The sequence below is a fragment of the uncultured Sanguibacteroides sp. genome (assembly GCF_900543425.1).
In the GTDB taxonomy this organism is placed as follows: domain Bacteria; phylum Bacteroidota; class Bacteroidia; order Bacteroidales; family Marinifilaceae; genus Gabonibacter.
Genome location: NZ_UQRQ01000008.1, coordinates 40,628 through 53,092, shown reverse-complemented (window position 1 = coordinate 53,092; position 12,465 = coordinate 40,628). Strand labels below are relative to the sequence as shown.

The window sequence follows — 12,465 nt, the reverse complement described above, 5'->3', positions numbered from 1 at the left end:
AACAGGATCACGAGCTTTTTTATGTTAGCCGATTTCCAACATACGCTGGATGGGTAGCCAGGCTTTTTCTCTTAACTCATCCGGAATCCGTACTTCATACTGCTCTTTTTCCAGGGCCTCCAAAACACTTTCCAACGTCACTTTTTTCATTTGTCCGCAAATGGTTTTGGGATGGATCGGGATAAACTCTTTTGTCGGATTATCTTGTTGTAACTTATGTATGGTTTCTAATTCGGTTGCGATAATAAATTGATTTTTGGGCGATTCTTTCGCGTGTTTGATAATACCTGCCGTGGAGTACATGAATGCCCGCGGATGATTCAGGATACGATCGTCAGCCGAACAGGAAGATTCCGGATGAATCAAAACGTCGGCCTCCGGGTATTGTTCTAATTTTTCCAACACCATGCCGGCATCGATCTTATCGTGAACACAGCAGTCTCCGTCCCAGATTTCCATCTCTCTTCCGGTGACCTTTTGGATATAGGCCCCCAGGTTTTTGTCCGGGACGAAAAGGATTTTTTTATCTCCGGGTAGGCTTTGTACGACTTTTAACGCATTGGATGAAGTACAGCAATAATCCGTATAGGCTTTCACTTCTGCTGTCGTATTCACGTAGCTTACTACCAGTCCGTCGGGATTTGCCTTCTTCCATTGTAAAAGATCATAACCCGTTACGCTTTCCGCCAGAGAACATCCTGCTCCTTTAGCAGGGATTAGTACTTTTTTCTCCGGTGAAATAATAGAGGCCGTTTCTGCCATAAAGTGTACTCCGCAGAAAACAATTATTCGGGCATCCGTATTCCCTGCCATGCGGGATAGTCCGAGTGAGTCTCCTAAATAATCCGCAATGTCCTGAACCTCGGGCCGGGTATAGTAATGAGCCAGAATAATAGCATTTTTTTCTGCTTTTAACTGCTTTATTTTGTCGATGATCTCTGTCGTTGTCATAATTTTTCCTTTTGAGGACCAAAGATAATGAAATTATTTTTGATTACCGGTGATATTCATACTGATATCCAATGCCGTCACCGAATGAGTCAGGGCTCCGACACTAATGTAATCCACTCCTGTTGCCGCCACCTCTTTTAACCGGGGAATACTCATGTTTCCGGAAGCCTCTGTTTTGGCTCTTCCGGCAATCATTTTTACGGCTTTTGCCATCATTTCATTGCTCATATTATCAAGCATGATGATGTCGGCCCCGCAATCGATAGCTTCTTGTACTTCTTCCAGGTTTGTCGTTTCCACTTCCAGTTTGATACTTAACGGTAAATTGGCTCGAACCTGTTTTACGGCATTGGGGATTCCTCCCGCTACTTTGATGTGATTGTCTTTCAACATAATCATATCGTATAGTCCCATCCGGTGATTGGTTCCTCCTCCCTGATGAACGGCCATTTTATCCAATACTCTTAGTCCGGGAGCTGTTTTACGGGTATCTAATAATTGGGTGTGCGTTCCGGACAACTCCTTCATGTATTGTGCCGTGGCGGTGGCAATTCCGGACATCCGTTGCAGGATATTTAAGGAGAGGCGTTCTCCGCATAACAGGGTGCGATAACTGGCTTCGATACGTAGAATAATGTCTCCCTTTTTCACGGGGGTACCGTCACTTACCAACGGAGTCCAAACGATGTCTTTTTCAAATCGTTCGAATACTCTTCGGGCTATCTCCAGTCCGGAGACAACTCCATCGGCTTTTGCCTTCATTTCGGCAATGGCCCTGGAATGACCCGGAATAATGGCATTGGTCGTTATATCTCCTGTGGAGATATCTTCTTCGATGGCGAGATCGATTAGTCGTTCAATGAGGCTATCGTTTTGCATATATTTAATTATTTCATGTTTAAATTTACAGGAGATTTTTTTATCTCGTGATTTAATTGTTGAATGATGTGACATACATAGACGTTGTCATCCTGATTAGGATAGTCGGCCCGAAAATGGCCTCCGCGGCTCTCTTTACGGTATAAGGCCGATTGTACGATCAATCCGGCAACGTAGATTAGATTTTTACTCACCAATGAATAGTATTCGTCTTCTTCGAAAGTCTGCTCCGATAGTAATTCGTTCAAATCGTCGAGTCCTTGTTGTAAACCCGATTCTGTCCGGATAATACCTGCATTTCGGGTCATGATATCGGCGATCTTGTTTTTTAGTTCCAAATAAGCGCCCTGCCTTTCCGGCAGTAATTTGAAACGGGAAACCACCACCGGGACAGGTTGTACTCTTTTGTTTTTTATCGAATCTTCCACGGCTCGTTTACCGAATACAAGACATTCAATCAGGGAGTTGGAGGCCAATCTGTTTGCTCCCATAATTCCCGATGATGCTAATTCTCCACAACAGTAGAGGTGAGGGATATTAGTACGTCCTGCCAAATCCGTTCGTACTCCTCCGACCGTGTAATGAGCTGCCGGAGCTACGGGTATACGGTCGGTCATATCTATCCCTAATTCCATACACTTTTCGAATATGTTTGGAAAACGTTTTTTTATTTTTTGAGGATCCAAGTGTTTCAATGAAAGATACACGTATTCCTGGTGATGCTTTTGCATCTGTTCGAATATGGATTGGGCCACGATATCCCGGGGTGCCAGTTCGGCCAATTCATGTTTACCCACCATAAATCTTTCTCCTTGTTGATTGAGTAAATGGGCTCCTTCGCCGCGGACAGCTTCGCTTACGAGGTAAGCTTCTCCCGTGGGGGTATATATGGCGGAAGGGTGAAATTGGATGAACTCCATATCGGCAATTTCACATCCGGCAAAATAAGCAAGAGCCAATCCGTCTCCAATCGTCGAATGAGGATTGGTTGTACGTTTATAGATGGCAGAGGCTCCTCCGGAGGTTAAAAAGATATTATCTCCGGTGAAAATTTCCTCCCGGTTTTCATTGAAATCCCAACAACGTACGCCATAACATCCGTATTCATCTATTAATAGATCGATTACGGCGTGATTGTCGAAAACCGTGACGTTCGGACAATGTTCTACTTTATCGATGACGAAATTAGTGATCATCTTTCCGGTTGCATCTCCTCCCGCGTGTAAAATCCGTTTTTGGTGGTGTCCTCCTTCCAAGCCAAGTGCTAAGGTCCCGTTTTCCGTGTCGAAGTGCATTCCCTCGTCGATAAGTTCCTGTATTCTCCGGGGGCCTTCGTTTACCAGAATATTAACAGCGGGATAGTCACAAAGTCCCCTTCCGGCTATAATTGTATCCTGAAAGTGAAAAGACGGGGTGTCATGTTCGTCTGTTACGGCAGCGATTCCCCCTTGTGCGAAGTATGAATTACTTTCTCTTATATTGGATTTAGTCAACAATGCCACTTTTCCATAAAGAGAGGCCTGATAAGCCGTATACAAACCCGCTAAACCACTTCCGACAATAATATAATCGTAACTACACATTTTGATTCATGTAAATTGATGCGAAAGTATTAAATTATTTTGTGTGTAACAAATTAAAATGGGAGCATAATTAAGGATTATCACCGTATTTATTTCTGTGGACAAATAGGATCATGAATTTTAGAAGACGAGGATAGTTTTATTATTTGGATTAATTCGTGAAATCTTTGCGACTGTTAAGCTAAAATATACTTATTATCGGACAATATTAATTAAATTAATTTAAAAACAAGGCATAAAAGGGGATTCATACACTTCGAGATGTAACATTTTGAGGGTGATCTTGCGTATTTCAGTTGTTCGAAAGCATGACATCTGTCAGACTTAGAAAATGCAAGTTACTAAAATAAATGAAAGAAGATGAAAAAGACTCTATTTATGCTATTGGTTGCAGTTATGCCTTTAATAGCAGCTGCACAAAAAGAAGAAGTGAAAGTAAAAGTGAAGGAGAAAGAACAAGCCCCTTCATGGAGTGGATTTGTTACAAATCGGTTCTGGGATAATTGGTTTATCTCGATAAGTGCCGGAGGACAAGTTTATTTCGGAGAATTTGATTCCAAGGAAGATTTCGGGAGACGGATCACGCCGACTTTTGATTTTTCAATCGGAAAATGGATTGTTCCCACGTTGGGAGCCCGGATACAAGCCGGAGGATTTACATTGAGAGGATTAACGAATGATCCGAATAATATTTACGCGAAGGGAGTTTCCAATAAAGGGGAAGGACTTTACAAACAAAAATGGCAACAGTTTAATATTCACGTGGATGGATTGTTAAATCTTTCTAACTGGATCGGGGGTTATCGTACCGATCGTTTTTATGAGGCCATACCTTTTGCTGGATTCGGTATGATACATGGTTGCCAGTCGGACGGAACGACCGATTTTATGTTTGTTGGCGGTTTGATCAATAAATTCCGTTTATCGGATGCTTTCGATTTTAACGTGGAGATTAAGGGCTCTTTGGTTCCTCAGAAGTTTGACGGACAGGTCGGTGGTAGCCGGGGAGAAGGAATCCTTGGTGTTTCTGCCGGATTTACCTATAAGTTTAACCAACGGAAATTCAGAAGAGAGAAAAAAGCTGAAATCATCTCTACCGGTATTTCTCCGGCAGATTTGGCAGCAGTAGAAGCTTTGTTGGCAGAGCAGACCGTGCGTGCAGAGCAATTACAAGATGCTTTGGCTCAGGAACGTGCAAAAGTAAGACAGGAGGCCGTACAGGTTGCGAAAGAGAGTAAAGCCGCTCCTTTGGCTATCTTCTTCAAAATCAATAAAGCTAATATTACCACAAAGGAGATGATTAACCTGAAATATTATGCGGAAATTATCAAAGAAAATCCGAATAAGAAATATAAAGTAACGGGTTACGCGGATAAGGCAACCGGAACTCCGGCTTATAATCAAAAGTTAAGTGAGAAGAGAGCTCGTAACGTGGCCGATGCTTTGATTAAGAAGTTCGGGGTAAATCCGAATCAGTTGGAAGTAATTGGTAAAGGTGGAGTCGCCGGTTTGTATAATGGCGAAATTCAATTGAATCGTGTCGTTATTGTTGAATAATCCGGTTCATTGAGAAGGACTTCCTTGTATATATCCGGAAAACATTTGAATACATGGCTTCTGTAGATGCCGGTACCGATTGTTTTCCGGATATTTATTATTTTGTAGGATATTAACCGGAATATGTATTGTTCTTCAGGTAAAAAATCCTACTTTTGCAGATGAATAATTAAAAAACTACGAGATGATTACAAAAAATAAATTTGTGAGCGTAAGCTATGAATTGAGAACAGAACCGGATGGGGAGATTTTGGAAATGGCTGATGCTGATACTCCGTTGGAATTCATTTGTGGACAAGGTCAGACGTTGGAATATTTTGAGATGAATCTGTTGAATTTGAACACGGGTAATTCTTTTGATTTTAAGATTCCGATGACAAATGCCTATGGTGAAGTGAATCAGGACATGATTGTAGATCTTCCTAAAAATATATTTGCAGAAGTTTCACCGGAGGAGTTGGCTGTGGGGAATTCCTTACCCATGATGGATAGTTTAGGACGCCATTTGGAAGGTGTTATCGTTGGGGTGGATGACGAGAACGTGAAGATGGATTTTAATCATCCGTTAGCGGGAAAGGATCTCTATTTTAAAGGAAAGGTTTTGGCCGTAAGGGATGCTACGGATGAAGAACTGGAAAAGCTTCATTCTTCCAAGTGCGGCGGATGTCATGGATGCGGATCTGAGGGTGGATGCGATTCGGAACACTCTTGCGGTGACGGATGCTGTCACTAATAGAGAGTAAAAGATATCTAAAATGAAGAGAGAGTTGGAAACGATTCTCTCTTTTTTTATATTTGAGTCGTTAAAAACAAATCGTATGGCTGGGAATACAATCGGTAAATTATACACGTTAACTTCTTTCGGGGAATCTCACGGGAAGGCAATAGGCGGAGTGGTGGACGGATGTCCTGCCGGCGTTCGTTTGTCGATCGAGGCGATACAACAAGAGTTGGATCGGCGTAGGCCTGGCCAATCGGACCTGACGACAGGGCGAAACGAACAGGATCGGTTAGAGATTTTTTCGGGGATATGGGAAGGGGTTACAACGGGAATGCCTATCGGCTTTTCTGTGCATAACGAAGATCAGCGAAGTGAAGATTATGATGCGTTAAAGGAGGTATATCGGCCTTCCCACTCCGATTACGCCTGGTTAAAAAAATACGGTATCCGGGATTACCGTGGAGGAGGAAGGGCTTCGGCCCGGGAGCATATTGCCCGGGTGGTTGGAGGGGCTATTGCCCGGCAAGTACTGGCATTACAGGGAATCTCCGTGCAGGGTTATACTTCCCGGATAGGTGCGGTATGTTTGGAACGGGATTACCGGGAACTGGATTTGAACCGGGTAATGGAGAGTGCGGTGGGATGTCCCGATCCTGAAGTGTCGGAAACAATGATTCGGCAGATTCAGGAGGTAAAACAGGCAAAAGATTCTGTCGGAGGTATCGTTTCTTGCGTGATACGCGGGGTTCCGGTGGGAGTGGGAGAACCGGTTTTCGATCGTTTGCAGGCTCGCTTGGCTTACTATATGTTGAGTATAAATGCGGCGAAAGGGTTTGAATACGGGGAGGGGTTTAAGGCTGCTTCTTTCCGGGGAAGCGAACATAATGATTCTTTCCGGGGAATAAACGGAGAGATTCACGCGAAAACAAATCACGCGGGTGGAATCTTAGGAGGTGTTTCAAGCGGAGAAGATATCTATTTTAACGTAGCTTTTAAGCCGGTATCTACAATCGGACTGAAGCAAGACACCGTCAATATGCGGGGAGAAAACGTAGTAGTAGAGGGGAAGGGAAGGCATGACCCTTGCGTAGTTCCCCGGGCAATTCCTGTGGTTGAAGCCATGGCGGCCATGGCGGTGTTGGATTTGATGCTGGAAGGCAATTTATTGATTAATTTCGAAAATAGTTTGTAAGAGACAGATTCGTTTCGTACTTTTGATTCAAATTTAAATACATATTGTTATGGCAAGTATAAGAAGATTGAAGAAAGATGTCGATTATTTGACTTTTGCGGTTATCGAAGATTGTATGAATTACAATGCTGTGACCGATGAACACGAGGCAGAAGTTGTTGATATAATACAATCGGTTATCGATTACCGGAATCAAATGAGAAGTAAAATCAATACCCGGGAAAAGTTTGCAGACAAGAAAGAGAAACATGCCTATTTTAAAGGGCTTGCTATCGATCTATTGAAAACGGTAGACGGACATTTTACCCGTTTGAGTGAAACGATACAAAAAGCGTAAGCAATAAAAAAACATAGACGTGGACGGTTCTCTATGGCGGATTCTCCGCGGCAGAGAATCGTTTTCGTGTATATGAAGGGGGGGATGAAAGGTGAAATAGAAATACCCGGAATCGGGAGCGTCAAAGTTAGACGGGGCTTGCATATTAAGATTTTATCCATAAAGATGGCTCCGGGAAGAGGGGTGTGGGTTAATGTTCCTTACGGGGTGAGTGAACGGAAGGTCAAGAACTTTGTCATATCCCAACAAGAATGGATAAGGGAGCACCTTTCAAAATTGAAGGTATATGAGAAGAATACGGGAGTAGGTTTAGGAATAAATACGGAGATAAAAACTAAATTTCATCTTTTAAAAGTACACTCTTGTGACGAAAGCCTCCCTTCTTATCGGATAGACGGTAGTGAGATCCGTTTATTTATTCCGGCTCAAACTTCCTATGAACGGGTAGCTCCTTATATTGAAAATTTTCTAATTGAGGTATACAGGTTGGAGAGTCGTCGATATTTGCCCGGAAGAGTAAAGGAATTAGCCGATCGTTACGGTTTTAGATACGGTAAACTTTCGTTTCGGAATAATCTTTCGAACTGGGGAAGTTGCTCGGGAGAAGACAATATCAGTCTTAATATAAAATTGATGAAGTTGCCGGATGTCCTTATCGATTATGTTATTTTACATGAGTTATGCCATACGATAGAGAAGAATCATTCGGACAGATTTTGGGCTTTAGTAAAGCGGGTTTGTCCCGGTTATCATGAGTTAAGGAAACAATTACGAGAATACAATACCAGAATATAATTTGATATGGCAGGTATAATATCCATACAAGGTTCACGAATCGTTATCGGAGAGCAAACGAGGTTTCTGCGAAAGTATTTACCTGTGGGGTGCAGGGTGATTGTGATTACTGAAGAGTCCATTTATTCTATTTATCAAGGTATTTTGCGGGATTATGAGGTAATTCGGATTAGGGGGGGAGAATCCCACAAGAACTGGGAGACGATAGACCGGATTACGGAAGAATTGATACGTCTGGAGGCGGATCGGAATACGTTTATCGTGGGATTTGGTGGGGGCGTTGTCTGTGATATTACGGGTTTTGTAGCTTCTATTTATATGAGAGGATGTCGTTTCGGTTTTGTGGCCACTACTTTGCTTGCGCAGGTAGACGCGAGTGTGGGGGGAAAGAACGGAGTAAATTATCATGGTTATAAAAATATACTCGGTGTCTTTAATCAACCCGAATTTGTTATTTGTGATCCGGAGTTATTGGATACTTTGGGCGACCGGGAATACGCGGCCGGTTTTTCGGAAATCGTGAAAGCCGCTATGATTGCCGATGCCGGGTTGTTTTGTTATATGGAAGAACATGCGAATCCGGCGTTACAAAAGGATCGGGCTTGCTTGGAAATTCTGGTAAAGGAGTCCGTGAATATAAAGGCTTCGATTGTCGAGCGGGATATGAAGGAGGGAGGAGTCCGTCGTCTATTGAACCTGGGACATACTTTTGCACATGCTTTGGAAAAAAACGGTATTCCCCTTCACGGTGAGGCTGTTAGCATAGGATTGTGTATGGCGTCTAAACTGTCTGTGTACAAGGGGTATATGTCGGGAGAGGAGTTTGACCGGGTGATGCGTTTGTTGGAGCTTTTTCATTTACCCGTACAAACCGCAATTCCGGCTTCTCGGTTGTTGGAGGCCATGCGTAAAGATAAAAAGAGAGATAAAGAATGTATTCATTTGATTCTACCTGTCGGTATCGGACAATGTAAAGAGGAATTTGTCTCTTTTGGCGAGTTGGAAAGTTGGATTACTGAATTGTAGTGTTATGTCTTGTTTTGCTGTAACGGGAAATCCTATTTTGCACAGTAAAAGTCCGGAGTTATTTTATGCGGCTTTTTCTGGTAGGAATGATTTGGCCTATTTTCGGATGGTTGCTGTTTCAGCCGGGGAGGCTATGACGTTATTTCAGGAACTGGGATTATCGGGAATGAATATAACCGCTCCCTTTAAATCTATGGAAAACTGGAAAAATACTTCTCAAACGGAGACGGTAAAAATGCTTCAGGCCGGAAATACTTTGTGGCGGCAGGGAGGAGAGTACGTGTTGATGAATACGGATGTGGATGGGGTGAGTGGAGCTATTGAGACACAAGGAGTAAATATTGCCGGTGAAAAGTGTCTGGTGATAGGCGCCGGAGGTGCTGGAAGAGCTGCTGCCTATGCTTTACACGTAAAAGGGGGAGCCGTGGTCTTGGCGAACCGGACTTTAGAAAAGGCAAAGCATATTGCGGAAATGGTAGGGTGCGGGTATTGTGGATTAGAGAGGTTATCCGGCGAAATCTTGGAGACTAAAATTATAGTGAATACGTTATATGCGGGAATAGAAGTGATAAAAGAGGAGTGGTTACACGAGGGACAGATCGTGCTGGATGCCATTTACCAGGGTTCTTATTTGAAAGATCTTTCATTTAAAAGAGGTGTTACGTATGTCGACGGGCGTTGTTGGTTGTTGCACCAGGGAATTCCGGCCTATCGGCGTTTTGTCGGTGTCAATCCGGATATTGACAGGATGAAAGAGGCCTTGTCGTGCCATAGAAAGAAGCCCGTACATATCTCTCTGATCGGTTTTATGGGAGTTGGAAAAACGACGGTAGCACCCCTGCTTTCCGGTCGATTGAACCTTCCTTGTATGGATGTGGATCGAGAGATCGAAAGACGGAGTGGCATGACGATACCGTCATTGATAAAGCGGTATGGGGAAAGTCGTTTTAGGGAAATAGAATCCGGAGTGTTGGGCGAATTATTGGAAAGAGAGGAAGCCTCTGTTATTTCTTGCGGTGGCGGAGTGGTCTTAAGTCCGGAGAACAGATTGCGTTTACGGGAACTTAGTTGGGTTGTATGGCTTTACGCCCGTCCGGAGATTTGCGTTAACCGGATTGATGTATCAACCCGCCCTTTACTGGCCCGGTATGCTGATCCGGTAAAGGCGGCCGAAGAGTTGTTTGAATCTCGTAAATTAAACTATGCGCGAATTGCGGATATGTTGGTATCTACCAATGATCGGAATGTTGAAGAGGTAAGTGAGATTATATATGGAGAAATTAATAAAGTGTATTGAGGTAAACGGAGAGATAGCAGTACCTGCTTCCAAAAGCATAGCACAACGAGCGATTGTGGCTGCCGTATTGGCTAAGGAGAGCACCTATCTTTGTGACGTTTCGTTATGTGACGATACGAAGAGGGCTCTTGACGTGGCAAAGACATGGGGTGCCGAGGTAAAAGAGATGGGTTCCGATTATTTGATTATTCCGGAAGAGAGAAGTAAGAAAGAGGGCGTACTGACTTTATTTTGCGGGGAATCCGGCTTGTTGGCCCGGATGATTACCCCGGTAGCCGCCTTGTTGGATCGGGAAGTGGTAATCATGGGAAGCGGCTCTATGCTGAAGCGACCGATGCAGATGCTGGTCCCTCCTTTACAGGAATTGGGCGTAAACATACACGCTTGTGCGGGAGGTTTGCCGCTTACTCTTCACGGTCCTTTACGAGGAGGTGAATGTCGCCTGGACGGAAGTATCAGTTCTCAGGTGATCACGGGGCTTTTAATGGCATTACCTTTAGCGGAAAAAGATAGTATCTTACACGTGGAGAATCCGAAAAGTAGGCCTTATATCGATATGACTCTGGATGTGCTTGCAGCTTTCGGGATAGAGGTTGAACGGGAAGATTATCGTTGTTTTAAGATACGGGGAAGGCAGGCATATCGTTCTTGTATCTTTCCGGTGGAAGGAGATTGGAGTGGAGCTTCTTGTTTTTTAGTGGCGGGAGCTTTGGCCGGAAGAGTAAAGATTACCAATTTGAATATCAATTCGGCGCAGGCCGATCGTGTGTTATTGGAAGTATTGCGTCAAGTTGGAGTTGAAGTTATTGTTGAACCCGGAGAAAAATGGGATTGTGTGACGGTTGTTCGCAATGAATTGCGAGCTTTTGAGTATGACGCGACCGATAGTCCCGATCTGTTTCCCGCGTTGGTGGCTTTGGCTTCCGGTTGTTCGGGAACGAGTTGTATAAAGGGAGCTCGGAGACTTTTGTATAAAGAGAGTAACCGGGTCGAGAGTTTGCGGGAGGAGTTTGCCAAATTAAATATTGGAATAGAGGTAGACGAAGATATCATGCGGGTGACCGGGGGAAATATTACAGGAGGCGAGGTTTCTTCCCGAAACGATCATCGGATAGCTATGGCTTTAGCCACGGCTGCCTTGTGTAGTTCTGCTCCCGTAATCATAAAACAGGCCGAAGTGGTTTCCAAGTCTTATCCTACTTTTTGGTCTGATTTTCTAAAATTGTAATATTCTCAATGTAAATAGTTGTTTTTTTGTTGGTAAGTGCATGATGTCGTTTTGTAATGACAGGAGTGGGGATGTTGAAATATAGATACGATCGGCGAATTAAACCGATAGTATGAATAACACTTATATCTCTTTTTTAAGAAAGCCTCCTGAAGTATGGTGTAACTTACGGGAGGCTTTCGTTATTCTTCAGTTATTTTTTTACCAGATTGTAAGAGGCATGAGCCTGTTTGGTCTGGGTGAGGGCATTCTGCAAGTTCGGTTCCTGTGTCAGTTGGACTACGAATTGTAGAATACTCATATATGACTTGTCGGTTAAGTTAAATTCGAAATGTGAAGTGTAGAAATCGACCGCTCCCTTGATCTCGAAGGTGACGGTCGGAGAGGCGGCAGCCGTAATCGTCAATGTGTCTTTTTCAAATGTATAAGGTAATTTCATCGGGAGTTCAACATCTCCGAAAGTGGCAACCAATTTAACGGTATCGTCGATGAACGTGATTTCGGAACCCTGTCCGAAGAAAGTATAATTGTTGAATACGGCTTCCAATTGTTCCTTGGTCATGGTTGCGTTTTCTATTGGGGTAGCGATAGCCGTGGCTTGATCTATATTCCAGCTGCCTTGGAGTAAGTCCTTTCGTTCGTTTTTATCATCATCGCTACAAGCGGCTAACCATAAGGATAGTACAATAACAGAACAGGTTAAAAACAGTAGTGTTCCAATCTTTTTCATAATGCAAATTTTAAAATTAAACCTTGATTGACAGAGTAGTATACGAACAGGAGATAAAATGTTTGAGAAAAAGGGCATAATTAAATCGAAAATATATGAAATTGTATCGTTCTGGGGCGTATGATTGTATGGAGAGACGAATTTTTATCGAGGAGCATTTGTTAATATG

The 12,465-nt window shown here is 43.4% G+C and carries 12 protein-coding genes; 8 read left to right on the top strand and 4 right to left on the bottom strand.

Annotated elements, in window-relative coordinates; genetic code table 11:
* Positions 1-24: 24 nt before the first annotated feature.
* Genes nadA through nadB form a run of 3 tightly spaced genes read right to left on the bottom strand, consistent with a single transcriptional unit; the run spans position 25 to position 3,413 of the window.
* Entirely contained in the window at positions 25-951 is a 927-nt protein-coding gene (nadA, locus tag QZR76_RS05970; RefSeq protein WP_294141314.1) for a quinolinate synthase NadA, read from the bottom strand.
* 33 nt (positions 952-984) lie between these two features.
* Positions 985-1,830 carry a carboxylating nicotinate-nucleotide diphosphorylase gene (nadC, locus tag QZR76_RS05965; RefSeq protein ID WP_294141311.1) on the bottom strand — a complete coding sequence of 282 codons (846 nt, stop codon included), beginning with the start codon at positions 1,828-1,830 and terminating at the stop codon, positions 985-987.
* Positions 1,831-1,838: 8 nt separating this feature from the next.
* A complete protein-coding gene (nadB, locus tag QZR76_RS05960; RefSeq protein ID WP_294141310.1) occupies positions 1,839-3,413 on the bottom strand; it encodes an L-aspartate oxidase in 1,575 nt (524 codons plus the stop codon).
* A gap of 360 nt (positions 3,414-3,773) precedes the next feature.
* Here nadB and QZR76_RS05955 point away from each other — a divergent pair, with 360 nt between their 5' ends.
* The 8 genes from QZR76_RS05955 (at position 3,774) to aroA (ending at position 11,566) form a co-directional block, all read left to right on the top strand.
* Positions 3,774-4,970, top strand: a complete 1,197-nt coding sequence (locus QZR76_RS05955; RefSeq protein WP_294141308.1) for an OmpA family protein — start codon at positions 3,774-3,776, stop codon at positions 4,968-4,970.
* Between the two features lie 184 nt (positions 4,971-5,154).
* Positions 5,155-5,703 (top strand): peptidylprolyl isomerase, encoded by a 549-nt coding sequence (locus tag QZR76_RS05950; protein WP_294141306.1) that lies wholly within the window; start codon positions 5,155-5,157, stop codon positions 5,701-5,703.
* 85 nt (positions 5,704-5,788) lie between these two features.
* A complete protein-coding gene (gene aroC / locus QZR76_RS05945) occupies positions 5,789-6,883 on the top strand; it encodes a chorismate synthase (protein WP_294141304.1) in 1,095 nt (364 codons plus the stop codon).
* 49 nt (positions 6,884-6,932) lie between these two features.
* The gene (locus tag QZR76_RS05940; RefSeq protein ID WP_294141303.1) at positions 6,933-7,220 is read left to right on the top strand and encodes a hypothetical protein; all 288 of its coding nucleotides are present in this window, start codon (positions 6,933-6,935) and stop codon (positions 7,218-7,220) included.
* An 84-nt stretch (positions 7,221-7,304) separates the two neighbouring features.
* A complete protein-coding gene (locus tag QZR76_RS05935; protein WP_294141302.1) occupies positions 7,305-8,015 on the top strand; it encodes a SprT family zinc-dependent metalloprotease in 711 nt (236 codons plus the stop codon).
* Positions 8,016-8,021: 6 nt separating this feature from the next.
* Entirely contained in the window at positions 8,022-9,041 is a 1,020-nt protein-coding gene (gene aroB / locus QZR76_RS05930; RefSeq protein WP_294141301.1) for a 3-dehydroquinate synthase, read from the top strand.
* A gap of 4 nt (positions 9,042-9,045) precedes the next feature.
* Positions 9,046-10,338, top strand: coding sequence for a shikimate kinase (locus QZR76_RS05925; RefSeq protein WP_294141300.1), 1,293 nt, complete (start codon positions 9,046-9,048; stop codon positions 10,336-10,338).
* Positions 10,313-11,566 carry a 3-phosphoshikimate 1-carboxyvinyltransferase gene (gene aroA / locus QZR76_RS05920; RefSeq protein WP_294141299.1) on the top strand — a complete coding sequence of 418 codons (1,254 nt, stop codon included), beginning with the start codon at positions 10,313-10,315 and terminating at the stop codon, positions 11,564-11,566. The genes QZR76_RS05925 and aroA overlap by 26 nt, the downstream gene beginning before the upstream one ends.
* A gap of 193 nt (positions 11,567-11,759) precedes the next feature.
* Here aroA and QZR76_RS05915 read toward each other — a convergent pair whose 3' ends face one another.
* Positions 11,760-12,296: a hypothetical protein gene (locus QZR76_RS05915; protein WP_294141297.1), complete on the bottom strand. Its 537-nt coding sequence runs from the start codon at positions 12,294-12,296 to the stop codon at positions 11,760-11,762.
* Between the last annotated feature and the right edge of the window lie 169 nt (positions 12,297-12,465).